This window comes from Mycobacterium sp. NGS18, assembly GCF_059813185.1.
Map to the genome: position 1 here is coordinate 276,516 of NZ_JCALEC010000003.1, position 26,484 is coordinate 302,999.

The following is a 26,484-nucleotide window of genomic DNA, read 5'->3' on the forward strand; positions in this document are numbered from 1 at the left end:
TTCGTGCTCCGCCGATCCATGTATCAACAACGTTTCCCACCTACCCCTTGAATACGAAGTCAGGCCGGATGCCCCACAGCATCACGGTGGTTACGAAGTCCAGGACCATGATCGCGACCAGGCTCGCCCGCACGGCGCGTCCCGAGGCCAAACCGACGCCTACCGGGCCGCCACTGACGAAATACCCGTAATAGCAATGGATAACCGTCGCGGCCACGCAGTATACGGCTACTTTGATAACCGAATAGCCGAGATCGGTCGGATTGAGGAACTCGACGAAGTAGTGACTGTAGGTGCCGCCGGGTACATCGTGAAACACCCGGATTACCGCGTCCATGACGTAGAACGTTGTCACCAGCGTCACGAGGTATCCGGGGATCACACACACCAGCCCGCCGATCAGCCGGGTTCCGACCACGTAGGGTATCGGCCGCAGTCCCATCGATTCGACGGCATCGATCTCGTCGGCTATGCGCATGGACCCGATCTCGGCGGTCATCCGGCACCCGGTTTGACAGGCAAACGCGATGCCCCCCACCAGCGGTCCGATCACGCGTACCGCCCCCACTCCGGCGACAATCCCCGACAGCGAACCAAATCCGATGATATTCAAGACCGAGAACGCCTCTACGGCCAAAGAGGCGCCCACGGCGACACCGAGGATCAGCAGCACACTCACGACGCCACCGTCGACGATCAACGAACCCCGCCCCCAGGCGAGGCTGTTCATCTGTTGCAGCGTTTCCCGCCGATATTTTCGGAGCGTTATCGAAAGTAGCCCGAATGTCTTGGCGATGAAGACGATCCACTGCCCTACGGCGCGGACGACTCGGCCGGCCTGCTGAACAGGCTGCGCTATCAACCGGGTATTGATGTGCCCGGAGGGCGCCGCCGTACCGGCGGGAATCATCAGGCCACCTCCATCGGAAAGAACATGGTCTGCAATTGCGTGATCGCCAGGTTGGAGAAGACGATGCAGACAACATTGAGGACGACCGACGAGTTGACGGCATCTGCGACGCCGCGCGGACCTCCTTTGGCCTCCATGCCGCGAAGCGTTGACACGATCGTCACAATCACCGCGAAAACGGCGGTTTTACCGACGGCAAACCAGATGTCGGTCACCTTCGCGAAGGTGCCGAAAGACTGCCAGAAACTTCCTGACGACATTCCGCTAGCTGACACCGCCAGGACAAAGGCGGCGCCGGTTCCGGCCGCGATGATGAAGATGCACAGCATCGGGGCCAACACCAGTAGGCCCAGGAACCGCGGTACCACCAGGCGACGTACCGGGTCGACCCCCATGACGCGCATTGCCTCTAGCTCTTCACGAATCGCGCGTGCCCCGAAATCCGACGCGATGGCCGACGCCGCCGCACCGCCGATCAACAGTCCCGCCGTGATCGGGGCGCCCTGCCGGACTACACCGACGCCACTCGCTGCGCCGAGCAGCGAAGTCGCGCCGACTTGGTTGACTAGTCCCGACGTCACAACCGTCACCATGGCTCCGAATGGGATCGCCATCAGCAGGCCGGGGATCGCGGTCACTTTGAGCAACGTCCAGGCCTGTACGAGAAGCTCGCGAACCGGGAGCCGCAACGACACTGCGTCGGTGACCGTGTATCGCAACACGTCCACGAGCAGCTGCACAGCTCGACCGGTCGTGGCCGCGCTGCGCCGCGGGATGCCACTGAGGTGCGATGCGCGACACCGCGCCACGTCGAACGCACGCTTCGGGATGGCCGGCAATCCATCGCTGTTGACGCGCGTAGTCATTAATGACCAGCAAACCGATGAGACAAGCCCGCCGCGGCCAGGCCGACACGCCCCTGCCGATGGGCCGGCCAGGCGACGCCCGGAACGCCGCAAGAGCAGCTGCTATGCGATTCGAGGGGGCGCTGCAGTGACTCATCGCCGAGCGGTTGGCATGCAGAAAGTGTCCTGTGACCCATGACACGCACCTTACGTCAGTAACTACTTACTCTGTCAATCGATTGCAGAACTCCACGAACTCTGCAACTCGGCTTCATAAGTAGATATATACTTACTATGCGGAGGGTCGTAACGCAACCGAAATCGCCCCGTCAGTTCCGGTCGGTGCCACCACCGCCGGCACGGACACCGGTCCGCACCTCATACATGATTGGCTGCCAGAACCCTTCGGGCACGGGATAGGGGGCGTAGCAGCCGGTGCGGGTTAAGACGTCGCCATACCTGGCGAGCACCTCCTCGGCTACGCGCCGGGGTGGTGCGACGATCGCGAACTCGTGGAGCATCTCGTCGGTGATGCGGCGGCCCATTTCGTCCCATGCGTTGCGCTTGGAGAGCACGCTCAGATCCTCGGCGAGATCGCCCCAGCCGTGCACGTCCAGCACCGGCCGATATGCCGGGGTCGAGCCGTAGAAGGCGATCTGCCTACGCACCGCCGCGTCGGCCACCCGCACGGCCGCCGAGTCGGTCCCCGTGACGATGAAGGGCAGTCCGCTGATCTCGAAACCGTCGCGGGTGTCCTCTCCGCCGGCTGCGCGGCCCCGGCGCAGTGCGGGGAGGGTCGTCTCGCGTAGATAACGCTCAGTGGTGAAGGGGTGCACGAAAAAGCCATCGGCGACCTCACCGGCCACCTCGGTCATCCGCGTGCCGACACCGGCCAGCATGATCAGCGGGTTGCCATATGGGTTCGGTCCCGGACTGAAGAACGGCGTCATCAGGGTGTGTGTGTAGTACTCGCCAGTGAACTGCAGTGGCTCGCCAGTGGCCCAGCTGCGCCAGATTGCACGTACGGCCAGCAGGTACTCGCGCATTCGCGGGGCGGGGGCCGACCACGGCATGGAGAACCGCCTGGTGATGTGCGCCTTGATCTGCGAGCCGACGCCGAGCACGAACCGTCCGCCCGAGTAAAGCTGCAAGTCGTTGGCGACCATAGCCAGTGACATCGGATTGCGCGCGAACGCCAAAGCGATCGAGGTACCTAACTGGATTGTGGCCGTATGGGTGGCGGCAACCGCCAGCATCGGGAACGGGTCATGAGTTATCTCCGGGAGCCACACCCCGTCGTATCCGTGCTGTTCGGCCCAGGCGGCTCGTTCCCAGTCCCCTGCTTCGCCGACGACGAAGTAATCGACCTTCATAGGCAAGTCCTTTCGTCGCAATCCCAGCGTCTGCGGTGTTCGCTCCTCAGAGTCCGAGTCGTCGCCGCCAGTCACGGGCCTGAAGCAGCCGCGACGCGGCGGACTGGATCCTGCCCTTTCGTGACGAATGCGGATACCAGAACGGCTCGCGCTTCAGCGCGACCCGATCGGCGGCGATTCCCTTGGTGCGGCAGTATTTTCGGATGCCATGCGGTCCGCCGGCGCGTGAGCCCGGCCCCGAGTCCTTCCAACCCTGCATCGGTAGCGGGTACTGGAAGACCGACAGAATCGCGTTGTTGATGTTCACCGATCCGGTGTTCATGAGTTTGGCCAGCGCCATCCCCTTGGATTTGTCGCGGGTCCAGACGCTGCCGGACAGTCCGTAGCGGGAGTCGTTGGCTCTTTGTACCGCTTCGCGGGCGTCGTACACCTTCATCACCGGGAGCGTCGGCCCAAAGGTCTCCACGCGCATACAGTCCATATCGTGATCGACGTCGACCAATACGGTCGGTTCGTAGAACAGCGCGTTGTCCTGAGCCTTCCCGCCGATCAGCACCCTGGCTCCCTTGGCGACTGCGTCGTCGACGTGCCCGGCGACGATGGTCAGCTGCGCTGCGTTGGCCATAGCGCCGACGTCGCACGAGTAGTCATGATCCGCGTCCATGCCCTGGCGCAAGGTGGCCGTCTTGGCCACTAGTTTTTCGACGAATTCGTCATAGACCGGTGCCTCAACATACACTCGCTCGACCGAGACGCACGTCTGTCCGGCGTTGAAGAAACCGGCCCACACGGCACCGTCGACAGCCCTATCGATATCGGCGTCTGCGCAGACGATCATGGCATCTTTTCCGCCCAATTCCAGGCTGCACGGGATCAGCCGTTGCGCGGCGGCCACCGCCACCCGGCGGCCGGTTTCCACCGAGCCGGTGAACATCACATAATCAGCGACATCAACTACCGCCGCCCCGATTTCGCCAGCACCGATGGCAACTTCCAGTACGTCGGGAGCACCGATCTGTTTCCAGCCCAGGACTGCGGTCCGCCAGGCCAACGGAGTGACCTCCGAGGGTTTGGACAACACCGCGCAACCGGCCAGGAGCGCCGGCGTGATATCGCTGAGCGGCATCGCCAGCGGATAGTTCCAGGGCGTGATGACCGCTACCAGTGGATACGGCTCGTAGCAGATGGTCAGTCGCTTGGCGATGTTCGTCGGACCGGCCGGACGGACCTTCTCGTCCGCCAGGAACGCAGCGGCATGCTCAATCCAATAGTTGACGACGTCGGTCGCCATCGTCTCGACGTTGGCGTCACCCCAGGACTTGCCGGACTCCTGCTGTACCAGTCCCACCAACTCGCCGGCGTGGTCGAAAATCCAGTCACGCCACTTGGCCACCCATCGGGCCCGGCCCTTGACTTCGAGGGCCTGCCACGCGGGCTGGTTTGCACGTAGCCGGGCGGCGATGGAATCGACTTCGGCCGGCCGGGTGACGGGTACGCTGCCGACCACGTCACCGGTCGCAGGGCAGGTGACGACGATTGGGGCAGGCCCTTGCTCTGACCGCGCGGCTGCGGATTGTGAATCCTTTTGCACGTGAACTACCTCCATGCTCGTATGACTGTCAGAACCGGATCAGACCGCGTAGGTTGGCGCCCGCATGCATGTCTGCATAGCCCTGGTTGATCTCCTCGAGCGCGTACTCGCGAGTGACCAACTCATCGAGTTTGAGTTGTCCACTGGCGTACAGCCCCAGAATCCGAGTGATGTCGTAGTGAGGGTTCGACGAGCCGAAAAGTGATCCGCGGACCTGCTTTTCGAACAGGATGAGGTCGACGAGCGACATTGCCACCGTGTTTTCGGTGAGGTGGGGTGTCGCGGTCATCACCACGCGGCCACGTTTGCCGACCAGGCTCAGCGCCTGCGCGACATAGCCGCCTTCGGCGCAATCGGTGGCGACCACACAGACGTCGGCCATCTCGCCAGACGTGAGTTGTGCGATCAGGGTGAATGCTTCACCGACCGTGGACGCGGTGTGAGTTGCGCCGAATTCGTGCGAACGCATGCGCTTGTATTCCACGGGGTCGAGTGCCACGACATGGCGAGCGCCAACGATCCGGGCACCTTGCACGGCATTGATTCCGACACCACCGACTCCCATCACAACCACGGTGTCACCGTCTCGGGTCTCGCCGGTCCGCACCGCGCTGCCGTAGCCGGTGGTGACCCCGCACCCGACCAGGGCGGCCTTGTCCAAGGGGAGTGCAGGATCAATCTTGACCACCGATGACGTTGGCACCACCGTGTATTCGGAGAACGTTCCGAGCATGCACATCTGGCCCAAGTCCCTACCGCGGGCATGGAACCGGTGGGTGCCGTCGAGCTGAGGACCGGCAATAAGTGCCGCTCCTTGCACACACAGATTGGCCATACCTTTCACGCATGGTATGCAGCGGCCGCAGGACGGCACGAAACTGAACACCACCGGATCCCCTTCAGCGACTTCAGACACTCCCGGTCCGACCTCGACGACGACGCCGGCACCTTCGTGTCCGCCGATCGCCGGCAACACTAAGGGCATGTCTCCGGTGATGATGTGATTGTCGGAGTGGCACAGCCCGCTGGCGGTGAGCCTGACCATGACCTCAGCCTGCTTGGCCCCGTCGAGCTCGACTTCTTCGATCTCCCACTTCTGGTCTCTATCCCATAAGACCGCCGCTTTGGTCTTCATCGTTATCGCCCTCCGCTAACTCGGGAGTCATCTAGGTGGTGCTACGGCAATTTCTCAATCGACGTCGAGTTCCCGATCACCTTGCAGGCCACTGAATATCAGCGCTGTCAGTTGTTTACTGGCCGCATCCACATCAAGCGTTTCGCCACGCATGCGGCTGTCCAGTGCGGTGAACCAGCACATTCCGAAGACCGCCACCGTCGTCCGGCGCGGGTCGAACTCATTGTGCCGCCAGTTAGGGAGGCCGCGATCGATGAGGTTCACGATGCCGTTAAGCGTGGGTTCCAAACGGTCCCGGTAGAACGCCCTACCGACTTCGCGGTCACCGAACAACACCGTCCCGAACAGCGGGCCCAACTCGACCATGATGCGCAGCACCTCGCGCACAAACTCCTCCGTCGTCCGCTGATGGATGTTGCCCGCTCCACTGACCAGCATTCGAGTCTGCTGTTCGGTGCGAGCCAGCAACTGTTCCAGCGGATACACCACAGCTTCGCTGAAAAGCTCCTCCTTGGAACTGAAGTGCTGATACATCAGCGCAGTGTTGATCCCGGCTGCATCGGCGATATCGGCGACACGGGTGGCACCGACGCCGTGGCTGAGAAACACTTCTCGAGCCGCCTCCAAGATCAGCGCGCGTCGTTCTGCCTTGGGTAGTCGTCGCCGTAGCGGACCTGACATCTCTTCCCCACCGATCTTCGCAGTTACCTGACGATCTGACTCAACCACGACCGCCGTCTCGGCCACCTCTGCGGGGAAACTGCGCAGGGCGAGGTTGACACCACCAAGACAGGCATTGTAAGTATATCATTACTTATAAACGCGGAGGAGGCGTGATGTCTGAGCGGGTTGCCTTGGTCACCGGAGCCGGGGCAGGTGTCGGCAGGGCGGTCGCATTGCGAATGGCCCGAGAACGGACCGTAGGCACTGTGTTGGTGAACGACATCAACGGCGAGTCGGCCGACAGGGTGGCCGGCGAGGTGGCGAAGCTGGGCGCACGCGGAATTGCGGCGACGGCCGACGTGACGTCCTGGGACGCTGTCGTCGACCTGGTCGACCGGCACGGCCCGGTAGACGTGCTGGTGAACAATGCCGGAGTGCCCCTCGTCGGCTCCGACCCTCTCCCGTTTGTGGCAACGCAGCCGCCCCAGTGGGAGCCATGGTTGATGCTGAACTTGCAGGCGGTGATGCACTGCACGCGTGCCGTGCTACCCGGGATGTTGGAGCGTCGAGGGGGCCGAGTGATCACAGTGGTTTCCGACGCCGCACGCGTCGGCGAAGCCGGTCTGGCTGTCTACTCTGCGGCGAAAGCCGGTGCGGCCGGCTTCATGCGGGCCGTGGCCAGGGAAGCGGGCCCCGCCGGGATCACCTGCAACTGCGTCGCACTAGGCACCATCAAGCACGGCCGGGTCGCCGAGTTCATCACCGCCGACCTGGAACGCAAAATGGTGCGCGCGTACCCGTTGTCGCGCCTAGGAACTCCCGACGACGCCGCGGGGATGATCGTATTCTTGGCCGGAGCCGACGCCGACTGGATCACCGGCCAGACCTACCCGGTCAACGGCGGATTCTCGATGGCAGTTTGAGCATGACCGCATCGAGCGAACCCGTCATCGTCACCGAGCGCGACCGCACCCTGCATATCTGCTTGAACCGGCCGACCGCCGGTAATGCCTTGAATTGGGCCACGTTGGAGGGTCTTCACCGGGCCTTCACAGTGCTCAACGACGAGGAGCGACTGTGGGCCGGGGTTCTGACCGCCACGGGCGACACCACGTTCTGCGCAGGAGCCGATCTGAAAACCCTGCCGCAAGAAGTCGCCGCGAAGCAAGCCGAGGGCATACCGTTACCCGAGACGATCATGCATGGATTGCGGATACGTAAACCACTGCTGTGCGCCATCAACGGCGATGCATACGGTGGCGGGCTGGAACTCGCGTTGGCATGCGACATGAGATTGGCATCGGAACATGCGCGGCTCGCCCTGCCCGAAGCCCGCGTCGGCATGATCCCTGCCGGTGGGGCCACTTACAGACTGCCACAGCTGGTTGGTAAGGGAAGAGCCCTGCGCATGATGATCGCCGGTGAGCCGATCACCGCTGCCGAAGCGCTGACATGGGGGTTGGTCGACCGCGTGGTGACGAAGGGTGAGCTTGGGTCCGCCATCGAGGAGTGGACCGAGATGATTCTGCGCAGTGCTCCACTAGCGGTCCAAGCCATCAAAGAACTCGTGGACGGCTCCGATAACAAGGAAGCACACCACGCCGAAGCGGCGGCGATAGCTCGCATTCAGCGCACCGCGGACGCCGCGGAGGGCCCGCGCGCATTCCGCGAACGTCGGAAACCCACGTGGTGTGGCCGATGAACCCATCTTTTGATCCCACGATCCTGGTGACCGACGGTCAAGCTACGACACTGATTTCGGGGGAATGCCCAGACTGCGGCGCCGTGGCGTTCCCCCGTCGGCCGCATTGCCCGCGGTGCTGCGCGGCGACCCGTGAGCACCCGCTACCGACTGTCGGTGTGGTCCGAAGCTATTGCCACATAGGCTTTCCGTTGCCGGGCGCCGAGCCTCCGGTAACTCTGGTGCGAGTCGAGCTGGGCCCACAATGCATCGTCCAAGGTGTCATGGATGGCGGGGTGGAAATCGGTGATCGCGTTGCACTGGTGCCGCGGCACATTGACGGCACGGACAGCCGCACCGGATTCGGCTTCACCCGGTGCACATCATGAGCGGCCACCTGGCGGCGGTGCGCCGTCCGGTCTATGTCACCGGGATCGGAATGACCGCGTTCGCCCGTACCCATGAGGCCACGAGCCACGAACTCGGCACTTCCGCCATCCGAGCTGCATTGGCCGACGCGAAGATCGCCTGGCCAGAGGTCGAACTCCTTATCGCCGGTGTTGTTGGCGGCGACTTGGGAGCAGCGCCGAAGATCGTTCAAGATCTGGGCTTCACCGGAGTGCCTGCGCACGTGGTGGAAAACGCCTCAGCGAGCGGTTCGGCCGCATTCAACGGCGCGTATGACGCCGTGGCTGCCGGCTATGTCGACTGCGCAGTCGCGGTCGGATGTGGCAGCCTCGCTAGCGCCCTCGGTCATGCGGTCGCTTCGCAAGCGCGGCTGGATCTCGCGGCGGTATCGGGCGCGAACCTTCCGCCGACAGCTTTTGCCATGCTCAAACGGCAGCGCATGCACGATCACGGCGAACCCGACGACGCAGCGCTGGCGGTGGTGGCAAAGAATCTACGCAACGCGAGCCGTAATCCACTGGCACAGCGGCGCACTGCCACCTCGGTCGCCAGACTCAAGGAATCGCCCATGTTCGCCGATCCGCTACGCAGGGCCGAGTGCTGCCCGATCGGTGACGGCGGCGCCGCCGTCGTTTTGTCCGCCCAACCGCCGCGCCACGGCGGAGCGACGATACGGGTGGCCGCAGCGATCTCGGCGACCGACCAATGGCATCCCGCAGCAGCATGTGCGCCCGATCCCGGGATAACCCGCCACGTCGCGGATGCTGCCTATCGAACCGCGGGTATCACTGCCGACGATCTGGACCTGGTCGAAGTTCACGACGCCTTCAGCGTCGAGGAATTGCAGTATCTCGAAGACCTCGGCTTGTGTCCGACCGGACAGGCGGGAGCGCAGGTGCTCGACGGTCAGTTCGATATCGGCGGCAGGGTCGCAGTCAGCCCGAGTGGCGGGTTGATCGGCCGTGGCCACCCGGGTGGCGCAACAGGTCTAGCCCAGATCATAGAACTGACAACACAACTGCGCGGTGCCGCCGGAGAGCGTCAGCACACCCAAGGGCGAACTGCCCTGGCACACATGATCGGTGCCGGCGGATCCTGCTATATCCAGATTCTCCAGTGTGAGGAGCCGCTCTGATGACGTCCTTCCCCGCCACCCTGCAGACCGACACCTACCCAGGACTGATCGCGACGTTCGCCGACCGTCCGGCGACCGCGGTGGCAGTCCGTGACGAAGATACGACACTGACCTACCGCAACCTCTACGGCCGCATCGGGGCACTTGCAGGCTGGCTCTCCGAGCTCGGAGTGGCGCCCGGTGACACCGTCGCGATCATGATCACCAACAGCGCGGATCTGCTCATCACCGAACTCGCCACCCAGGCTATCGGGGCGTTAGGTGCACTGATAAACAGCAATCTGGAGGGTCAGCCGCTGCGCCATGTCGTCGAGCTCTGCACGCCCGCGACCATTATCGCCGACCCGAAATCCGCGGTGCGGTTGCGAAATGAATCGCTCAGCGCCCATAGCACGCACGATCCCGACCTTGCGGCTGCGTTGCGCGGCGACTGCGATCCCGCATACTGGCTGCACCAGCGGGAGTGCTCGGCCGGGGACCCGGCATTCATCAACTTCACATCTGGAACCACCGGGTATCCCAAAGGCGTGGTACTCGACCAGCGAACGAGCTCTCGAGCGACGATGATCGGTGCCGCACTGGGTCTTCGCGACGGCGAGGAATCGTTCTACATCCCGACACCTGCCTACCATGCCATGGGTTTGGTATGGGCGTCGCTCGGCTTGCGCCTGGGCGCCACGCTAATCCTGCGCCGGCATTTCAGCGCCAGTCGCTTCTGGCGGGATATCCGGGAAAACCGCTGCACACTGGCATATTACGTGGGGACGATCCCGCGTATGCTCTTCAACCAGCCGCCCGACGCGCTGGACGCCCACCACCACCTGAAGGCCTTCCTGGGCGGTGGAATGCCTGCCGACATCTGGGAAGAATTCGCCACCCGATTCGGCGTCACAATCATCGAGTCATACTCGGGCAGTGACACTATCGGCACCATCGTCAATTTCGGCAATGCTCCCGCCGGCTCCATCGGACGACCTAGCCCCGACATCGAAACGCGCCTCGTAGATGCCGACGGTGCTGAGGTCGAGGTCGGCGTACCGGGCGAACTACTCGTCCGGCCGAAGCAACCCAGCGAAGGTCCTGCAGTGGTCTACTACGGCGACCCAGAAGCGACTGCAACCAAGAACGAAGACGGTTGGGTGCACACCGGCGACCTGCTGCGGGCCGACGCCGACGGCAATTACTACTTTGTCGACCGGCTGCGCCATATGATCCGCCGCCGCGGAGTCAACATCGCTTCGGCCGAACTAGAGAACATCCTTTCGGCGCACTCTGCCATCGCCGAGTGTGCCGCCATCGCGGTACCTGCCCAGCTGGGCGAAGATGACATCAAGCTGCTGGTGCGCCCGGCCGTTGCATCGCTCAGCGAAAGCGAGGTCGCCAAGATCGCGGCCACGCTGCTGCCGGAGTACATGCACCCTCGCTACATCGAGCTGGTCACCGAGTTGCCACGCACAATTACGCAGCGGGTAAAGCAGTTCGAGCTCAAGAGGGACTGGGACAGCCCCCGCACGTGGGACGTCGAGCTGCAGCTCTACCCCTTCAGGCCGGCAGAAGCGTGAGCAGCATGCTGTCCCGCGAGCAGCGCCAGCTCCGCGCCACGATCGAAAAATTCGTTGATACCGAGCTGATCCCGAACGAACGCGAGCCGATGTCCCCCGACGTCGAGAAGCGTATCTACGCCGGTCTACACCGGCTGGGAATCTGGGCCCTCGGCGTACCTGAAAGCGTTGGCGGGGCGGGCGGCAGCCACGTCGACCGGATCGTGATGATCGAGCAGTTGTCTCGCTCATTGTTGGGGCCCGACCTAATCGGCCGGATGGGGGAGCCGTTGTCCGTCCTCTACGCGGCGAGCCCTGACCAGCAGCGGCGCTACCTGCATCCCGTTGTCCGAGGCGAGAAGCTAGGCGCATTTGCGCTGACCGAATCGACCGGTGGAACCGACCCGGTGGGCAATATGACCACAACCGCGGTACGCAACGGCAACGGCTGGATCGTGTCCGGACGAAAATGCTTTGTCAGTTTGGGCGACATCGCCGACTACGTAGTCGTTTTCGCACGAACTGACCGTAACGCGGGCGCCAAGGGTATTACTGCGTTCATCGTCGATGCCGACACCCCGGGCTTCAGCGTTATTCGCCGCATCGCGACTATGGGATCGATGGCGCCCGCCGAGATCGATCTTCAAGACTGCTACGTGACCGACGACAACCGACTCGGTGAACCGGGCCAGGGATTCATGTTGGCTCAACAACTACTCGGCACGGCACGTTTGGAGATCGGCGCCCGCGCCGCCGGCGCCTGCGAACGGCTAATCGACCTCGCTGTCGACCACGTGAACAACCGCGAGTCCTTCGGGACCACCCTCGCCACCCAGCAGGGCGTCCAGTGGACCCTGGCCGACTGCGCGCTGGATCTGGAAATCGTTCGCAACCTCACCTACAGCGCCGCCAGTCGCGAAGGAGACGGTGTCGTGGCCCAGCGGATGCGTCACTCGATTACCAAAGTAGTAGCCTCCGAAGCGGTCTGCCGCATCGCCGATCGCGTCCTACAGCTTTTCGGCGGCTGGGGGTACAGCACCGATCTTCCGGTCGAACGCTTCTACCGCGAGGCGCGTCTGTGGCGTATTGTCGAGGGTCCCAACGAGATACACCGATCTCTAATAGGCCGACTGCTGGCCCAGAACGGCGCTCGAGCGCTTCGGCCCTGAACCCCCGATTCGCAGACTTCGACCTGGAGAGGCGGATGTTAGAGATCCTTGACAGCGGCGCATCGGCCGCCACACATGAGACACCGCTGTTGTTCATCCACGGCACTTCCCATGCCGCTTGGTGTTGGGATGAGCACTTCTTGAGCTACTTTGCCGAACACGGGTACCGCGCCCTCGCACTGAATCTGCGAGGGCACGGCCGCAGTCCCGTCGACGGCTCGATACGCAAGGTCACGCTATCCGATTTCGCCGAAGACCTGCACACTGCCGTTTGCGCCTTGGAGACCCTGCCGGTTCTAATCGGGCACTCGCTGGGCGGCTTTGTCATCGCCAAGTATCTGGAACGCTACGATGCGCGCGGCGCCGTCCTTGTCGCCTCCGCACCTCCGCATGGTTCGTGGGGGACGTTGGCCCGGGCCTTGCGTCACCATCCCGGCGTAATGCTCAGGGGGCTGTTGCGCGGAAAGCTAGGTCCAGATTTCTCAGTGCCCGAACTCGCCAGAAGTTGGTTCTTCTCACCGGATATGCCCGAGGAATTGGTGGCCCGCTACGCGATGCGCCTGCAACAGGAGAGTGACCGCGCACTTGTCGATTGCCTGTTTCGCGGTCCGGTGCCGGTACGACGCCCCATCCCTATGTTGGTCCTCGCCGCAGAACTCGATTTCGTGTTCAGCGCGCGCGCAACCGCTGCCACTGCCCGAGCGTACGGCGCCGACTGGCAGCTGATCCCACACCTCGCACATGACGTGATGCTGGACAGCCGATGGCGCACTGCGGCGGGAGCAGTCCACCGGTGGCTGGATGCGCAACGATTGTAAGTTGCGATAGCTCAGCACACCGGAGTGGTATCCGGGTGATAGATAGGGTCGTACGACTCGAGATCGAATGTGCTCAATCGCCGGGTCAGCGAGTACATCGTCCCCGGCCAGGGCAGTGATGCCCGACGATGACCGTCTGCCAGGTAGTAGCTGTCACAGCCGCCCAGGATAAAGGTCGACTTGTTCAACATCTTGTCCGCTTCGGCGATGAAGCCGTCCTGCGCCGCTGCGGTCACATCGAGGCCGGCAACACCCAACCTTTTGGCTGCCGTGATGGCCCCTACGATGTACTTGGTCTGCGCCTCGGCCATCGTGAATCCGGAGAGTGTTCCGACATTGGGTCCAAACATCATGTACGCGTTGGGGAATCCACTGATAGCAGTTCCCATATGGGCTTTGGGGTCACCTTTCCAGACTTCGGCGAGGGTCTTTTCCGTTCGGCCGCGGATACGCTCAGCAATCGGGTGATGTTGCAGGGTCTGGAAACCGGTGCCGTAGACAATGACGTCCGCAGGCAGTTCACTTCCGTCGGCGGTCACTACAGAATCCTCGCGCACCGCGACTGCCGGCGAGACGACCAGATTGACGTTAGGTTGAGCTAGCGCCCGGTAGTAGTCGTTTGAGAAGCACAGCCGTTTGCAGGTGGGAGCATACCTAGGCGTCAGCGCCTGTTGACGCCAGGGATCCTTGATGTGGCGCCGAATGTGCAATCTCCCCAGCACCCCCAGCGCTCGGGCGAAGCGTTGCGAACGGATCGCAGCGGTCGTGAAGGTGTCCAGAAGCAACCAAGTGAACACTCGGATCACCTTCATCAGCAACGGGATTCTGGCCAGATACCGCTTGGACGTCTCACTGATGTCCCAATCAGGCTTTGGCAATACCCACGACGGCGTGCGCTGCACCAGATTCAGCTGGGCCACCCGCGGCTGAATCGCCGGAACGAACTGGATGGCGGAGGCGCCGGTTCCGATGACCACGACGTTTCGGCCGGTGAGGTCAAGATCCGCGGGCCATTGCGAGGAATGAAACGCTTGGCCCTGGAAAGTGTCTCGACCGGGCAGATCCGGAAACACCGGTTCGTGTAGCGGGCCGGCCGCGATCACGAAGAACCGTGCCGAGATCACACATTGATCGGTGGTGATCCGCCAGCGACGGGCGTCGGCATCCCACCGAGCGTCAAGCATCTCGTTATGGGTGCGCACCAGGCCGCGCAGGCCGAAGTCATCGACCACGCCGACGATATATTCCTCGAGCTCCGCACGTTTCCCGTACACCCTCGACCAATCGGCCTTGGGCGCGAACGAGAACGAGTAGACCTGGGAGGGGATATCGACGGCACACCCCGGATACCTGTTGTTATGCCAGGTACCACCGACGCTGCCTGAACGCTCGACGACGATCACGTCGTCGATACCCGCCTGCCTCAGTCCGATCGCCGCAGCAATACCGCACAGCCCTGCACCCAGGATCAGCACCTCGACCTTTTCATCGTCAGGTGTGGTGTCCATGTCCAACATCCCTGCCCCTGCCGTTGTAAACCATGACGTGAAATATTATCGTAGCAAGTACTTACTTAACTAGTAGGAGTCGCTGTTGAAGATTTCCCCAGCAGTCCTTCGGGTTGGGCTGCGATCACTGCGAACGGTTTTCATCTCCCATCGGTTTTCGATAGCCCGAAAGCGAAGAATCATCGAACTGATCGCCGGAATGTCGAAGGTCCCCGCCGGTGTCACCGTTGAATGCGATTCGCTTGCCGGTGTGCCTGTCGAGCGCCTCACGCCACAGACCGCCCGGCCGGAGGCCGCAATCCTGTTCCATCACGGCGGCGGATACGCCGCCGGGGGCCCACCCGGCTATCGGGGCTTCGCCGGCGCGCTCGCCGCCGCGGCGGGAATGCAGATCGTCGTCACCGACTACCGGCTGGCGCCAGAGAACCCGTTCCCGGCCGCGCTGGAGGACGCTCTAGGTGTCTACGGCGCGCTTCTTGACCAAGTCGGGACGATTGCCGTCGCCGGAGACTCGGCCGGCGGCGGGTTGACCCTCGCGTTGGCCCAGCGTATTCGGGACATGTCACTGCCCGCTCCCGCAGCGCTCGCCTTAATCTGCCCCTGGCTGGATCTGGCTATCGACCAAGCTGCCGCACGCCTTGCGGCCAATGATCCGCTGATCATCCCCCCACTCACCTCCCAGTGGTGCACCTTCTACTGCGGACAGCATGACGCCCACGACCCCCGCATTTCGCCCGTCCACGGCGATCTCGCCTCGCTGCCACCGATTGTCATGCATTCGGCCGGTGACGATCCCTTGGCCGTTGACGCGGATCAGCTTGAGCGCAAGTTCACGCACGGGTCCGCTGACGGCTTGCTGATCCATCGGCGATACACCAAGAGGTGGCATGACTTTCACCTACAGGTCGGTCTACTAGCCGACGCAGACAAGGCCGTCGCTCTGTTGGGGACACAACTCGCCGAACTGGTTGCGCGAGCACAGACCGACAAGGAGCAGCCGTAATGCGATTGACCGATCAGCAGGCCGACATCCGGGAACTGGCCCGATCGTGGGTGGACTGTGAAGTTGTTCCCCATGCCACCGAATGGGACCGGGCCGAACTCGTGGACCGCGGAATCGTTCGCAAACTGGGCGCGGTCGGCTTCCTCGGCATGGGAGTCGAGGAAGCCTACGGCGGTTCCGGCGGGGACACGTTGAGCTACTGCCTGATGATGGAGGAACTGGGCCGCGGCGACACCGCCATCCGCGGCATCGTGTCGGTATCGCTGGGCCTTGTTGCCAAAACCCTTGCGGCGCATGCCGCCGACGAGATCAAGGCGGCGTATCTACCCGGCCTGTGTTCGGGTGCGATGCTGGCATGCTTCGCACTAACCGAACCCGGGAGCGGATCCGACGCGGCAGCGTTGCGCACAACGGCGGTTCGGGACGGCCAGGATTGGCTTCTCAGCGGGTCGAAGGTGTTCATCACCAATGGGACCTGGGCTGACATCGCCCTGGTGTTTGCCCGCACCGGCGGGCCCGGCGCGAAGGGCGTCACCGCGTTCCTGGTGCCGACAGACCGGCCCGGTTTCACCCGCCGCGAGATTCACGGGAAACTCGGGTTACGTGGCCAGGCAACCGCAGAGCTGTTTCTCGATGAGGTTCGAATACCCGACACACTGCGTATAGCCGACGAGGGTGCAGGTTTCAAGATCGCAATGACCGCGTTGAACAGGGGCCGGGTGTCGGTGGCAGCCGGCTGCGTGGGGCTGGCACGCGCCTGCCTGGAAGCCAGCCTGACTCACGCCTACGAACGCGAACAGTTCGGTCGGCGCATCGCGGGATTTCAGTTGATCCAGGAACTGTTGGCGGATATGGCCGTCGACACCGATGCGGCACGATTGCTGGTCTGGCGGTGCGCGGAGCTCATCGACGCCGGTCAACCGTTCGCCACCGAGGCGTCGATGGCGAAGCTGTTCGCCAGTGAGACCGCAGTGAAAGCCGCCAACAGCGCCATCCAGATCTTCGGCGGTTACGGCTACATCGACGAGTACCCCGTCGGCAAGTACCTGCGGGATGCGCGGGTCACCACACTTTACGAAGGCACCAGCCAGGTCCAGCGCTTGCTGATCGGCCGTGCATTGACGGGCGTCAACGCATTCTCCTGATGCGCCCGGGCGGCCCGGATTACGCCCCGTAGACCGGGACCGGCGGACGGGCCTTGGCCAGCAGATCGGCGACGACCGGCCCCAACTCCGCCGGGTCCCAACGGGCACCCTTGTCGACCTGCGGCCCGTGCGCCCAGCCCTCGGCGACGCGGATCTTGCCGCCCTCGACCTCGAAGACCTTGCCGGTCACGTCCTTGGACTCCACGCTGCCCAGCCACACCACGAGCGGGCTCACATTCTCCGGGGCCATCGCGTCGAAAGCCTGGTCCTGCGTCGCCATCATGTCGGCGAACACGGTCTCGGTCATCCGGGTGCGCGCCGACGGGGCGATCGCGTTGACGGTGACGCCGTAACGGCCCATCTCGGCGGAGGCGACCAGCGTCATCGCGGCGATGCCGGCCTTGGCCGCCGAGTAGTTGGCCTGCCCGACGCTGCCCTGCAGGCCGGCGCCGGAGCTGGTGTTGATGATGCGCGCATCCACGGTCTCGCCGGCCTTGGACCGGGCCCGCCAGTACGCCGCGGCCTGCCGCATGGTGGCGAAGTGCCCCTTGAGGTGCACGGCGATCACGGCGTCGAATTCCTCTTCGCTGGTGTTGGCGAACATCCGGTCGCGAACGATTCCGGCGTTGTTGACCAAGACGTCGAGTCCACCGAAGGTGTCCACCGCGGTCTGGATCAGCGCGGCGGCGGCATCCCAGTCGGCCACGTTGGAGCCGTTGGCGACGGCCTCCCCGCCGGCGGCAACGATCTCATCGACCACGGCCTGGGCAGCGCTGCCCCCGCCGGCCGGTGACCCGTCCAGCCCGACGCCGATGTCGTTGACCACTACCCGGGCGCCCTCGGCGGCGAACGCCAGCGCGTGTGCCCGCCCGATTCCACCGCCGGCTCCGGTGACGATGACCACGCGGCCGTCGAGAAGTCCCATGTGTGTGTCTCTCCTTTATTTGTTGGCGCTCGAAACGTCGAGGTAGACCGGCGGCTCGCCCCCGCCGTGGGTTTCCAGGCTGGCGCCGCTGATGTAGGACGCGGCATCGGAAGCCAGAAAAGCTGCCGCCCAACCGACATCGGCGGGCTTGGCGAGCCGGCCCAGCGGCACGGTGGCGGAGATGGCGGCGATCGACTCGGCGTCGCCGTAGAACAGCTCGGACTGCTCGGTCTCGACCATGCCGACCACCACCGAGTTCACCCGGACCTTGGGTGCCCACTCGACGGCCAGGGTGGCGGTCAGGTTGTCCACGCCGGCCTTGGCGGCGCTGTAGGCCGCGGAGCCCGGCGACGGGCGATGCCCGCTGACGCTGGTGATGTTGATGATCGACCCGCCACTGTCCTGGGTCTGCATGACGGCGTTGGCGTGCCGGGCGACCTGCAGCGGCGCGATCAAGTTGAGCTCGATGATCTTGCGGCTGAAGTTGGCCGAGGCCTCCGCGGTCAGCGCGTGCGGTGAGCCGCCGGCGTTGTTGACCACCACGTCGAGCCGCCCGTGGCGGTCGACCACGGCGTCGATCAGTCCCTTGACCGCGTCGTCGTCGCGGACGTCGCAGGCGTGGAAGTCATACGGCAGGCCCTCCACCGGCCGCCGGGCGCAGGTCACCACCGTCGCACCCTGATCGGCGAAGACGGCGCTGATGCCCGCGCCGACGCCGCGGACCCCGCCGGTCACCAGGACCACTTTGCCGGTCAATCCAAGACAGAGCGCGGCGGGCTTGGGATCAGACATTGTGCTAGCGTACCAAGCAAGTGCTTGCTTAGGTAGCTCAGGTACCCCACGCCCCAATACGACAGGGAAGTCCGCCCATGCCGATCACATCCAAGACCGTCGAGCCCGGGATCGTCGCGGTCACCGTCGACTACCCCCCGGTCAACGCCATTCCGTCCCGCGGCTGGTTCGAGCTGGGTGAGGTCATCACCGCCGCCGGCAACGACATGGCCACCCATGTCGTGATCCTGCGGGCCGAGGGCCGTGGCTTCAACGCCGGCGTAGACATCAAGGAGATGCAGAACACCGAGGGCTTCACCGCGCTCATCGACGCCAACCGGGGTTGCTTCGCCGCCTTCAAGGCCGTCTACGAGTGCGCGGTGCCGGTGATCGCCGCGGTGAACGGGTTCTGCGTCGGCGGCGGAATCGGCCTGGTCGGCAACGCCGACGTCATCGTGGCCTCCGACGACGCGAAGTTCGGCCTGCCGGAGGTGGAACGTGGCGCCCTGGGTGCGGCCACCCACCTGTCCCGGCTGGTGCCGCAGCACATGATGCGCCGGCTCTTCTACACCGCCGCCACCGTCGACGCCGCCACCCTGCACCAGTACGGCTCGGTGCACGACGTGGTGCCGCGCACCGAGCTCGACGAGGCCGCCCTGCGGGTAGCCCGCGACATCGCCGCCAAAGACACCCGGGTGATCCGGGCCGCCAAAGAAGCGCTCAACCTCATCGACGTGCAGAAGGTCAATTCCAGCTACCGGATGGAGCAGGGCTTCACCTTCGAGCTCAACCTCGCCGGGGTCGCCGACGAGCACCGCGACGCGTTCGTCGGGACCGAGAAGGGGAAGAAGTGACGACCAAGGTAACCACTCTCGACGCGGCCGCCGCCGAGCTGCGCGACGGCATGACCATCGGCATCGGCGGCTGGGGCTCGCGCCGCAAGCCGATGGCGTTCGTCCGCGCCATCCTGCGCACCGACGTCAAGGACCTGACCGTCGTGACCTACGGCGGACCGGATCTGGGGCTGCTGTGCTCGGCGGGCAAGGTGCGCCGGGCCTACTACGGATTCGTCTCGCTGGACTCCCCGCCGTTCTACGACCCGTGGTTCTCGCGGGCACGGACCACCGGTGCGATCGAGGCCCGTGAGATGGACGAGGGCATGCTGCGCTGCGGGTTGCAGGCCGCCGCCCAGCGACTGCCGTTCCTGCCGATCCGGGCCGGCCTGGGCAGCTCGGTGATCGACTTCTGGGAGGGTGAGCTCAAGACCGTCACCTCGCCGTACCCCGTGGAGGGCGGTACCGAGACGCTGATCGCGATGCCGGCACTGAACCTGGACGCCGCCTTCGTGCACATGAACCTCGGCGACGAGCGCGGCAACGCCGCCTACACCGGCATCGACCCGTACTTCGACGACCTGTTCTTGATGTCGGCGCGGCGCCGCTTCCTGTCGGTGGAGAAGATCGTGCCCACCGACGAACTGGTCGCCACCACGTCGCCGCAGACCCAGATCATCAACCGGATGATGGTGGACAAGGTGGTGGAAGCACCGGGTGGAGCCCACTTCACCCTCGGCGCAGCCGATTACGGCCGCGACGAGAAGTTCCAGCGGCACTATGCCGAAGCCGCCAAGTCCGACGAGACGTGGGCGGAGTTCACGGCCACCTACCTGTCCGGCAGCGAAGACGACTACCAGGCTGCGGTGAAGAAGTTCGGATCCGACCAGGAATCAGGGGCCCAAGCATGACCGATTCACCCACTCGCGCCGAGATCTGCGCGGTCGCCTGCGCCGAGTTGTTCCGCGACGCCGGCGAGATCATGGCCAGTCCGATGGCCACGGTGCCCACCGTCGGCGCGCGCCTGGCCCGCCTCACCTTCTCCCCCGACCTGGTGCTCACCGACGGCGAGGCTCGCATCCTGGCCGATACCCCGGCGATCGGGAAGGTCGGGGCGCTAGAAGGCTGGATGCCGTTCAACCGGGTCTTCGAGACCCTGGCCTGGGGCCGGCGTCATGTGATCATGGGCGCCAACCAGATCGACCGCTACGGCAACCAGAACCTGTCGGCGTTCGGTCCGCTGCAGCATCCGACGCGCCAGATGTTCGGGGTGCGCGGGGCACCCGGCAACACCATCAACCACACCACCAGCTACTGGGTGGGCGCCCACTCATCGCGGGTGTTCTGCGAGACCGTCGACATCGTGTCCGGGATCGGTTACGACAAGGTCGATCCGGCCAACCCGGCGTTCCGGTTCTTCAACCTGGGCGGGGTGGTGACCAACCTGGGCGTGTTCGACTTCTCCGGCCCGGACCACCAGATGCGCGCGGTCTCGCTGCACCCGGGTGTCAGCGCCGAGGAGGTCGCCGAGAACACCTCGTTCGAAGTCCACGGGCTGGCCGACGCCGCGACCACTCGGTTACCCGAGGTCGAGGAGCTGCGGCTGATCCGCGAGGTGATCGACCCCAAGTCGCTGCGGGACAAAGAAGTACGGGCATGAGCCGCCTCAAGACCCCGCTGACCGAACTGATCGGTGTCGAACACCCGGTGGTGCAGACCGGGATGGGCTGGGTGGCCGGCGCCCGGCTGGTCGCGGCCACCGCCAACGCCGGCGGGCTGGGCATCCTGGCCTCGGCGACCATGACGATCGACGAACTGGCCACCGCGATCGCCAAGGTGAAGTCCGCGACCGACAAGCCGTTCGGGGTCAATATCCGCGCCGACGCGTCCGACGCCGGCGACCGCGTGGACCTGATGATCCGCGAGGGTGTGAAGGTGGCGTCGTTCGCGCTGGCCCCCAAGGCCGAGCTGATCGCCAAACTCAAAGAGGCCGGTTCTGTGGTGATCCCGTCGGTCGGCGCGGCCAAGCACGCCAAGAAGGTGGCGTCCTGGGGCGCCGACGCGGTGATCGTGCAGGGCGGCGAGGGTGGCGGGCACACCGGCCCGGTCGCCACCACCCTGCTGCTGCCGTCGGTGCTCGACGCGGTTGCCGGTACCGGTGTGCAGGTGATCGCCGCCGGCGGGTTCTTCGACGGCCGTGGCCTGGCCGCCGCGCTGTCCTACGGTGCGACCGGCGTCGCGATGGGCACCCGGTTCCTGCTCACCAGCGACTCCACCGTTCCGGACGCGGTCAAGCAGCGCTACCTGGCCGCCGACCTGAGCGGCACCGTGGTCTCTACCCGGGTCGACGGCATGCCGCACCGGGTGCTGCGCACCGAGCTGGTGGAGAAGCTTGAAAGCGGCTCGCGGGTGCGTGGTTTCAGCGCGGCGATCCGCAACGCGGCGAAGTTCAAGAAGATGTCGCAAATGAGCTGGCCCACCATGGTCAAAGACGGGCTGGCGATGCGGCACGGAAAGGAACTCACCTGGTCGCAGGTGCTGATGGCCGCCAACACCCCGATGCTGCTCAAGGCGGGTCTGGTGGAAGGCAACACCGAGGCCGGTGTGTTGGCCTCGGGCCAGGTGGCCGGCATCCTCGAGGACTTGCCGTCGTGCGCGCAGCTGATCACCTCGATCGTCGACGAGGCTGTCGAGCACCTTCGCGCGGCATCGTCCCTGGTGGTTTAGCCGTGAGCAGACGCGAAAGCACCCAATTTCACTGCGAAATGGGGGCTTTCGCGTCTGCTCGGCGTTAGGGCTGCACCACCATCAGGGTGTGCCCGGTCGGGTCCCGGAACCAGAACATCGGCGGAACCGGGTCGCCCATCCGGGCCACCTGCGCGTCGACGTCAATTCCGAGTTCCTTCATCGCGGCGTGGGTGGCGTCGATGTCGTCGGTGGTCAGCGTGATGCCTGTTTCCATTGGCACCACCGGCACGCCCTCCTGCGGCGGCGCCAGCGCGATGCCGGTCGAGCCGGTGGGCGGGTAGACCTCGATCCACCGGTAGCCGCCGCCGAATTCCTCGTCGGTGCGCTTCTCGAAGCCCAGCGACTCGTAGAACGCAACCGCTTTGTCCTGCTCGGGCGTGGCCATGCACACCAGGTTGATGGTCTTGATGCCGGTCTTGGTGGGGGTCATCATGCTCCTTCGTGGGTTGGGGTTAATCGGTGCCGTATGCCCGGGCGATCTCCGGAGAGCTCGCCCAGCGACTGAAGGTGGGATATTGCGGCCAGCCGTCCGGAGAGTCCTGCCAGACTTCCTGGCGGCCGTAGGGCAGGACGTCGAGCAGGCCGAAGATGTGGCCGAGCTGTTCGCAGCCACGGCGGTTCGTGTGCCAGGTGCGGTACACCGTATCGCCGTGGCGCAGAAAGACGTTCAGCGCGAACTGGCCACCGGGCGGGACGCCGACGTCGGCGCCGAACGGGCTGTTGGCGGTGCTGTACCAGTCCATCCGGTTGCCGACCCGTCGCTTGTAGGCGATCGCGTCGTCGATCGGGCCCTGGGTGACGATGACGAACCGCGCGTCGTAGTCTGCCAAAAATTCCAGCCGGGTGAACTGCGAGGTGAACCCGGTGCATCCCGGGCACTGCCACTCCTGGCCGGGAAACCACATGTGGTGGTAGACGATCAGCTGCTGTTTGCCGTCGAACACATCGACCAGCCGCACCGGCCCGTTCTCGCCTTCGAGCACGTAGTCGGCCATGGCGACCATCGGCAGCCGGCGACGTTGCGCGGCGATCGCGTCGAGTTCGCGGGTGGCCGCCTTCTCCCGCACGCGAAGGGCGTCCACCTCACGCTGCCACGTCGCCTGATCCACGACCGGCGGCAACCCCAAAGTCGTCGTCACGGAAAGCCTCCCTCTGATGTGTACGGTGTCTACATTGGGTATGTTGACACCGTACACTTAGTCCCGAGGGGGTTGTCAAGAGGTGGCTGAGGCAAAGACCGGTTACCACCACGGCGATCTGCGCGCCGCGCTGATCGAGGCCGGCTTGCAGCTCACCCGGACCGGCGGACCGGATGCGCTGACCGTTCGCGAAGCGACCCGGCGCGCCGGGGTCTCCCCCAACGCCGCCTACCGTCACTTCACCGACCGCGAGGCACTACTGAGCGCGGTCGCGATAGCCATCCAGGACCGGATGGCCGCACGCATGCGCGACCCGGTGAACCGGCGCGGTTCGGCGCAGACGCGCGCGCGCAACCAGCTGCGCGCGGTAGGTCTGGGCTACATCGAGTTCGCCCTGGACGAGCCCGGGTGGTTCGCCGTCGCGTTCTTCGGCGCCTCAGCGAAGCTGGGACCGCCGCATGAACCCGCCCTGGGCGACGAGTGGGTCCCGCCGCCGTTTCGCGCGCTGGTGGAAGCCCTCGATGCGATGACGGATGCCGGTGTGCTGCAACCGAACCGGCGCGCCGGCGCGGAGTGGCCCTGCTGGTCCGCGGTACACGGATTCGCCGAGCTGGCCCTACGCGGACCGCTGCACGGCGCCAGCCGCCGCGAACTGGATGCACTGGCCATCCGCACGGTCGACGACATCATCGCCGGGCTGGTGGGTTAAGCCAACCGGTTCAGCCGGAGGCGGTCGGCCGGTGGATGCCGTTTCCGACCGCGAGCACGAATGAGGTCAGGTCGCGGGTGAGATCGTCGATCGAGCGCGGCGGATCGGTTTCGTACAGAAAATCCGCCACGGTCTCGAACAGCCCCCCGACGGTGGCAACCGACATCGCCCGGTAATCGATGTCCTCGCCCGGCCGCGCCTTGCTGCGCCAGAACGCCTCGATGAAACCGGCTGCCCACTTGCGGTGGGCCCGCCGCTGCGCTTCCACCCGCGGCGAGATACCGGTGGATTCCCGGAACGTCACTACCGCCACTCGCGGGTCGTCGACCAGCGCATGCGCGAACGCGGCGGCGACCCGGCGCACCGTGAGCTCCTCCGCCTCGTCGGGGCCGATTCGCCGCAGCTCCGCCTCGACTTGTCCCTCGAGGCGTTCCCCCATCTCGCCCATCAGCGCCAGATAGCAGTCTTCCTTGCTATCGAACAGTTCGTAGAACGCCTTGTTACCGACATAGGCCGTCTGGCAGATCTGCTCGATCGAGGTGTTGACATAGCCGTCCCGCGCAAACAGGTCAAACGCCGCAGCCAAAATTTGATCACGGCGCTGAGCACGCCGCTGTTCGGCGTCCAGCCCGCGAATCCTGCGCCCCTGGGGGGCCGGAGTCGTCATTATTCCGCCCATGGCGAAGTAGTTTAGCTGCCTAACCGTTCAATGATAGTCACGTTGGCCGTGCCGCCGCCCTCACACATTGTCTGCAATCCGTACCGGCCGCCGGTGCGCTCGAGTTCGTGCAGCATGGTGGTGAACAGTTTGGCGCCGGTAGCCCCCAGCGGATGCCCCAGCGCGATCGCCCCGCCGTTGGGGTTGACCTTGGCCGGGTCGATCGGGAACTCCTTCATCCAGGCCTGCACCACCGGCGCGAACGCCTCGTTGATCTCGACGACATCGATGTCGTCGATGCTCAGCCCGGTCTTCTCCAGCGCGTAGCGGGTGGCCGGGATCGGGCCGGTCAACATGAACACCGGGTCGTCGCCCCGGGCACTGATGTGGTGGATGCGGGCACGCGGGGTCAAGCCGTGCGCCTGCACTGCGCTTTCTGAGGCCAGCAGCACCGCGCTGGCCCCATCGGAGATCTGGCTGGCCAGTGCGGCGGTGAGCCGGCCGCCTTCGACCAGCGGCTTCAACCCGGCCATCTTCTCGAGGGTGGATTCCCGGGGTCCCTCGTCGACGCGGAAATCGCCCACCGGAATGATCTCCTTGTCAAAGCGGCCCTCGCGGATGGCGGTGAACGCCCGTTCGTGGCTCTGCAGCGCGAAGCGTTCCATTTCCTCGCGGGACAGGTCCCACTTCTCGGCGATCATCTCGGCGCCACGGAACTGGGAGATCTCCTGGTCGCCATAGCGTTCCAGCCACTTCTTGGACTCATTGGTCGGCGAGGTGAAGCCGAACTGCTCACCGACGATCATCGCCGACGAGATCGGCACCCAGCTCATGTTCTGTACGCCGCCGGCCAGGATCAGATCCGCCGTCCGGGACATGATGGCCTGCGCGCCGAACGAGATCGCCTGCTGACTGGAACCGCACTGCCGGTCGACGGTGACGCCGGGAACCCCTTCGGGGTAGCCGGCGGCCAGCCACGCCAGCCGGCCGATGTTGCCGGCCTGGCCCCCGATCGCATCGACGCAACCCACGATCACGTCGTCGACGGCCGCGGGGTCGACGCCGACCCGGTCCAGGAGTCCGCGGAACGCCAGCGCGCCTAGGTCGACCGGGTGCACACCGGCCAGCGACCCGTTGCGCTTGCCGACCGCGGTGCGGCCCGCGTCGATGACGTAAGCCTGTGAGATTTCAGCCATCTCGATTTACTCCTTCACTGATTCCACCCAGCACGATGGCGAGGTATTGTCTGCCGACCTGTTCGGCGGTGAGCGGTCCGCCCGGTTGATACCAGCGCACCGAAACCCAGGTGGTGTCGCGGATAAAACGGTAGACCAGGTCGACGTCGAGGTCGGGCCGGAAGCATCCCGCCTCGACGCCCTGCTGCAGCACGTCGATCCACATCTTGCGCTGCTGACGGTTGCGTTCGTCGACGTAGGCGAAGCGATCCTGCGCCGACAGTCGCTTGGCTTCGTCCTGATAGATGACGACCTGGGCGTGCCGGTGCTCGATCGCATCGAACGACGCCAGGAACAGCCCTTTGAGGCGCGCCAGCGGATCGGACTCGGTGTCGATGATCTGCTGGTAGCGCTCGAACAGCCAATCGAGGAAGTCGCGCAGCACCTCGTCGACCATCTCCTCCTTGGAGGAGAAATGGTGATACAGACTGCCGGACAGGATCCCGGCGGCGTCGGCGATGTCGCGCACGGTGGTGGCGCGCAGGCCACGCTCGGCGATCATCGCCGCAGCCAGGTTCAGAAGTTCGTCACGGCGCGTCAT

Annotated in this window: 27 protein-coding genes; 13 read left to right on the top strand and 14 right to left on the bottom strand. The window is 64.8% G+C overall.

All coding sequences use genetic code 11. The annotated features are described in order from the left end of the window. Positions 1–40: 40 nt before the first annotated feature. The 6 genes from AC5Y31_RS07775 to AC5Y31_RS07800 form a co-directional block, all read right to left on the bottom strand. A complete protein-coding gene (locus tag AC5Y31_RS07775; protein WP_084013994.1) occupies positions 41–910 on the bottom strand; it encodes an MlaE family ABC transporter permease in 870 nt (289 codons plus the stop codon). Continuing rightward, positions 910–1,776, bottom strand: coding sequence for an ABC transporter permease (locus AC5Y31_RS07780; RefSeq protein ID WP_065287615.1), 867 nt, complete (start codon positions 1,774–1,776; stop codon positions 910–912). The genes AC5Y31_RS07775 and AC5Y31_RS07780 overlap by 1 nt, the downstream gene beginning before the upstream one ends. 308 nt (positions 1,777–2,084) lie before the next feature. After that, positions 2,085–3,128: a TIGR03617 family F420-dependent LLM class oxidoreductase gene (locus tag AC5Y31_RS07785; RefSeq protein ID WP_499979421.1), complete on the bottom strand. Its 1,044-nt coding sequence runs from the start codon at positions 3,126–3,128 to the stop codon at positions 2,085–2,087. Positions 3,129–3,174: 46 nt separating this feature from the next. Then, complete coding sequence (locus tag AC5Y31_RS07790; RefSeq protein ID WP_084013993.1) at positions 3,175–4,734, bottom strand: aldehyde dehydrogenase family protein; 1,560 nt, start codon at positions 4,732–4,734, stop codon at positions 3,175–3,177. Between the two features lie 13 nt (positions 4,735–4,747). Then, positions 4,748–5,854, bottom strand: a complete 1,107-nt coding sequence (locus AC5Y31_RS07795; protein WP_499979423.1) for an NDMA-dependent alcohol dehydrogenase — start codon at positions 5,852–5,854, stop codon at positions 4,748–4,750. Between the two features lie 54 nt (positions 5,855–5,908). Next, positions 5,909–6,601, bottom strand: coding sequence for a TetR/AcrR family transcriptional regulator (locus AC5Y31_RS07800; RefSeq protein ID WP_131813808.1), 693 nt, complete (start codon positions 6,599–6,601; stop codon positions 5,909–5,911). An 89-nt stretch (positions 6,602–6,690) separates the two neighbouring features. Between AC5Y31_RS07800 and AC5Y31_RS07805 the strand changes: the two genes are divergently transcribed. From AC5Y31_RS07805 to AC5Y31_RS07830, 6 genes are all read left to right on the top strand, one after another. Further along, positions 6,691–7,440 carry an SDR family NAD(P)-dependent oxidoreductase gene (locus AC5Y31_RS07805; protein ID WP_065287650.1) on the top strand — a complete coding sequence of 250 codons (750 nt, stop codon included), beginning with the start codon at positions 6,691–6,693 and terminating at the stop codon, positions 7,438–7,440. 2 nt (positions 7,441–7,442) lie between these two features. Next, a complete protein-coding gene (locus AC5Y31_RS07810; RefSeq protein ID WP_065287611.1) occupies positions 7,443–8,219 on the top strand; it encodes an enoyl-CoA hydratase/isomerase family protein in 777 nt (258 codons plus the stop codon). Positions 8,220–8,583: 364 nt separating this feature from the next. Then, positions 8,584–9,741: a thiolase family protein gene (locus AC5Y31_RS07815; protein ID WP_499979426.1), complete on the top strand. Its 1,158-nt coding sequence runs from the start codon at positions 8,584–8,586 to the stop codon at positions 9,739–9,741. Continuing rightward, complete coding sequence (locus AC5Y31_RS07820; protein ID WP_065287609.1) at positions 9,741–11,303, top strand: AMP-binding protein; 1,563 nt, start codon at positions 9,741–9,743, stop codon at positions 11,301–11,303. The genes AC5Y31_RS07815 and AC5Y31_RS07820 overlap by 1 nt, the downstream gene beginning before the upstream one ends. A gap of 5 nt (positions 11,304–11,308) precedes the next feature. After that, positions 11,309–12,451, top strand: coding sequence for an acyl-CoA dehydrogenase family protein (locus AC5Y31_RS07825; RefSeq protein WP_065287649.1), 1,143 nt, complete (start codon positions 11,309–11,311; stop codon positions 12,449–12,451). Between the two features lie 35 nt (positions 12,452–12,486). After that, positions 12,487–13,269 carry an alpha/beta hydrolase gene (locus tag AC5Y31_RS07830; RefSeq protein ID WP_065287608.1) on the top strand — a complete coding sequence of 261 codons (783 nt, stop codon included), beginning with the start codon at positions 12,487–12,489 and terminating at the stop codon, positions 13,267–13,269. An 11-nt stretch (positions 13,270–13,280) separates the two neighbouring features. Here AC5Y31_RS07830 and AC5Y31_RS07835 read toward each other — a convergent pair whose 3' ends face one another. Next, positions 13,281–14,777 carry a flavin-containing monooxygenase gene (locus tag AC5Y31_RS07835; RefSeq protein WP_499979428.1) on the bottom strand — a complete coding sequence of 499 codons (1,497 nt, stop codon included), beginning with the start codon at positions 14,775–14,777 and terminating at the stop codon, positions 13,281–13,283. 85 nt (positions 14,778–14,862) lie between these two features. Between AC5Y31_RS07835 and AC5Y31_RS07840 the strand changes: the two genes are divergently transcribed. Both AC5Y31_RS07840 and AC5Y31_RS07845 read left to right on the top strand, forming a co-directional pair. After that, the gene (locus tag AC5Y31_RS07840) at positions 14,863–15,780 is read left to right on the top strand and encodes an alpha/beta hydrolase fold domain-containing protein (RefSeq protein ID WP_499979431.1); all 918 of its coding nucleotides are present in this window, start codon (positions 14,863–14,865) and stop codon (positions 15,778–15,780) included. After that, a complete protein-coding gene (locus AC5Y31_RS07845) occupies positions 15,780–16,925 on the top strand; it encodes an acyl-CoA dehydrogenase family protein (protein ID WP_499979433.1) in 1,146 nt (381 codons plus the stop codon). The genes AC5Y31_RS07840 and AC5Y31_RS07845 overlap by 1 nt, the downstream gene beginning before the upstream one ends. Before the next feature lie 19 nt (positions 16,926–16,944). Here AC5Y31_RS07845 and AC5Y31_RS07850 read toward each other — a convergent pair whose 3' ends face one another. Next, a complete protein-coding gene (locus tag AC5Y31_RS07850) occupies positions 16,945–17,850 on the bottom strand; it encodes an SDR family oxidoreductase (RefSeq protein WP_499979435.1) in 906 nt (301 codons plus the stop codon). A gap of 15 nt (positions 17,851–17,865) precedes the next feature. Beyond that, positions 17,866–18,642: an SDR family oxidoreductase gene (locus tag AC5Y31_RS07855; protein WP_029248849.1), complete on the bottom strand. Its 777-nt coding sequence runs from the start codon at positions 18,640–18,642 to the stop codon at positions 17,866–17,868. 77 nt (positions 18,643–18,719) lie between these two features. Here AC5Y31_RS07855 and echA20 point away from each other — a divergent pair, with 77 nt between their 5' ends. Genes echA20 through ipdC form a run of 4 tightly spaced genes read left to right on the top strand, consistent with a single transcriptional unit; the run spans position 18,720 to position 22,181 of the window. Continuing rightward, the gene (gene echA20, locus AC5Y31_RS07860; RefSeq protein ID WP_019735388.1) at positions 18,720–19,475 is read left to right on the top strand and encodes a (7aS)-7a-methyl-1,5-dioxo-2,3,5,6,7,7a-hexahydro-1H-indene-carboxyl-CoA hydrolase; all 756 of its coding nucleotides are present in this window, start codon (positions 18,720–18,722) and stop codon (positions 19,473–19,475) included. Continuing rightward, on the top strand, positions 19,472–20,365 hold the full coding sequence (ipdA, locus tag AC5Y31_RS07865) for a cholesterol ring-cleaving hydrolase subunit IpdA (protein WP_019735387.1): 894 nt from the start codon (positions 19,472–19,474) through the stop codon (positions 20,363–20,365). The genes echA20 and ipdA overlap by 4 nt, the downstream gene beginning before the upstream one ends. Next, positions 20,362–21,114, top strand: a complete 753-nt coding sequence (gene ipdB / locus AC5Y31_RS07870; protein WP_065287602.1) for a cholesterol ring-cleaving hydrolase subunit IpdB — start codon at positions 20,362–20,364, stop codon at positions 21,112–21,114. Before ipdA ends, ipdB begins: the two co-directional genes overlap by 4 nt. Then, on the top strand, positions 21,111–22,181 hold the full coding sequence (gene ipdC / locus AC5Y31_RS07875; protein WP_499979441.1) for a (3aS,4S,5R,7aS)-5-hydroxy-7a-methyl-1-oxo-octahydro-1H-indene-4-carboxyl-CoA dehydrogenase: 1,071 nt from the start codon (positions 21,111–21,113) through the stop codon (positions 22,179–22,181). Before ipdB ends, ipdC begins: the two co-directional genes overlap by 4 nt. Positions 22,182–22,245: 64 nt before the next feature. On the opposite strand, the gene AC5Y31_RS07880 is transcribed toward ipdC, so the two are convergent. Together AC5Y31_RS07880 and AC5Y31_RS07885 are read right to left on the bottom strand one after the other, a co-directional pair. After that, positions 22,246–22,635: a VOC family protein gene (locus AC5Y31_RS07880; RefSeq protein ID WP_499979442.1), complete on the bottom strand. Its 390-nt coding sequence runs from the start codon at positions 22,633–22,635 to the stop codon at positions 22,246–22,248. A 19-nt stretch (positions 22,636–22,654) separates the two neighbouring features. Continuing rightward, the gene (locus AC5Y31_RS07885) at positions 22,655–23,341 is read right to left on the bottom strand and encodes a DUF899 domain-containing protein (RefSeq protein WP_499979444.1); all 687 of its coding nucleotides are present in this window, start codon (positions 23,339–23,341) and stop codon (positions 22,655–22,657) included. Between the two features lie 82 nt (positions 23,342–23,423). On the opposite strand from AC5Y31_RS07885, the gene AC5Y31_RS07890 reads away from it, so the two are divergent. Beyond that, positions 23,424–24,050: a TetR/AcrR family transcriptional regulator gene (locus AC5Y31_RS07890; RefSeq protein WP_499979445.1), complete on the top strand. Its 627-nt coding sequence runs from the start codon at positions 23,424–23,426 to the stop codon at positions 24,048–24,050. A gap of 10 nt (positions 24,051–24,060) precedes the next feature. On the opposite strand, the gene AC5Y31_RS07895 is transcribed toward AC5Y31_RS07890, so the two are convergent. The 3 genes from AC5Y31_RS07895 to kstR2 are packed head-to-tail and all read right to left on the bottom strand — an operon-like array spanning position 24,061 to position 26,484. Then, complete coding sequence (locus AC5Y31_RS07895; RefSeq protein ID WP_499979446.1) at positions 24,061–24,717, bottom strand: TetR/AcrR family transcriptional regulator; 657 nt, start codon at positions 24,715–24,717, stop codon at positions 24,061–24,063. Between the two features lie 23 nt (positions 24,718–24,740). Then, the gene (gene fadA6, locus AC5Y31_RS07900; RefSeq protein ID WP_499979737.1) at positions 24,741–25,895 is read right to left on the bottom strand and encodes a steroid 3-ketoacyl-CoA thiolase FadA6; all 1,155 of its coding nucleotides are present in this window, start codon (positions 25,893–25,895) and stop codon (positions 24,741–24,743) included. A 1-nt stretch (position 25,896) separates the two neighbouring features. Then, a complete protein-coding gene (kstR2, locus tag AC5Y31_RS07905) occupies positions 25,897–26,484 on the bottom strand; it encodes a TetR family transcriptional regulator KstR2 (RefSeq protein ID WP_499979448.1) in 588 nt (195 codons plus the stop codon).

Coding starts and splice junctions, on each gene's coding strand:
- AC5Y31_RS07820 (WP_065287609.1), top strand. CDS start 9,741: ATGACGTCCTTCCCCGCCACCCTGCAGACCGACACCTACCCAGGACTG.
- AC5Y31_RS07855 (WP_029248849.1), bottom strand. CDS start 18,642: ATGTCTGATCCCAAGCCCGCCGCGCTCTGTCTTGGATTGACCGGCAAA.
- AC5Y31_RS07815 (WP_499979426.1), top strand. CDS start 8,584: ATGAGCGGCCACCTGGCGGCGGTGCGCCGTCCGGTCTATGTCACCGGG.
- AC5Y31_RS07880 (WP_499979442.1), bottom strand. CDS start 22,635: ATGATGACCCCCACCAAGACCGGCATCAAGACCATCAACCTGGTGTGC.
- AC5Y31_RS07825 (WP_065287649.1), top strand. CDS start 11,309: ATGCTGTCCCGCGAGCAGCGCCAGCTCCGCGCCACGATCGAAAAATTC.
- AC5Y31_RS07790 (WP_084013993.1), bottom strand. CDS start 4,734: ATGGAGGTAGTTCACGTGCAAAAGGATTCACAATCCGCAGCCGCGCGG.
- AC5Y31_RS07810 (WP_065287611.1), top strand. CDS start 7,443: ATGACCGCATCGAGCGAACCCGTCATCGTCACCGAGCGCGACCGCACC.
- AC5Y31_RS07785 (WP_499979421.1), bottom strand. CDS start 3,128: ATGAAGGTCGATTACTTCGTCGTCGGCGAAGCAGGGGACTGGGAACGA.
- ipdB (WP_065287602.1), top strand. CDS start 20,362: ATGACCGATTCACCCACTCGCGCCGAGATCTGCGCGGTCGCCTGCGCC.
- echA20 (WP_019735388.1), top strand. CDS start 18,720: ATGCCGATCACATCCAAGACCGTCGAGCCCGGGATCGTCGCGGTCACC.
- AC5Y31_RS07780 (WP_065287615.1), bottom strand. CDS start 1,776: ATGACTACGCGCGTCAACAGCGATGGATTGCCGGCCATCCCGAAGCGT.
- AC5Y31_RS07835 (WP_499979428.1), bottom strand. CDS start 14,777: ATGGACACCACACCTGACGATGAAAAGGTCGAGGTGCTGATCCTGGGT.
- AC5Y31_RS07830 (WP_065287608.1), top strand. CDS start 12,487: ATGTTAGAGATCCTTGACAGCGGCGCATCGGCCGCCACACATGAGACA.
- AC5Y31_RS07795 (WP_499979423.1), bottom strand. CDS start 5,854: ATGAAGACCAAAGCGGCGGTCTTATGGGATAGAGACCAGAAGTGGGAG.
- AC5Y31_RS07775 (WP_084013994.1), bottom strand. CDS start 910: ATGATTCCCGCCGGTACGGCGGCGCCCTCCGGGCACATCAATACCCGG.
- AC5Y31_RS07895 (WP_499979446.1), bottom strand. CDS start 24,717: ATGACGACTCCGGCCCCCCAGGGGCGCAGGATTCGCGGGCTGGACGCC.
- ipdC (WP_499979441.1), top strand. CDS start 21,111: ATGAGCCGCCTCAAGACCCCGCTGACCGAACTGATCGGTGTCGAACAC.
- AC5Y31_RS07850 (WP_499979435.1), bottom strand. CDS start 17,850: ATGGGACTTCTCGACGGCCGCGTGGTCATCGTCACCGGAGCCGGCGGT.
- AC5Y31_RS07805 (WP_065287650.1), top strand. CDS start 6,691: ATGTCTGAGCGGGTTGCCTTGGTCACCGGAGCCGGGGCAGGTGTCGGC.
- kstR2 (WP_499979448.1), bottom strand. CDS start 26,484: ATGACGCGCCGTGACGAACTTCTGAACCTGGCTGCGGCGATGATCGCC.
- AC5Y31_RS07845 (WP_499979433.1), top strand. CDS start 15,780: ATGCGATTGACCGATCAGCAGGCCGACATCCGGGAACTGGCCCGATCG.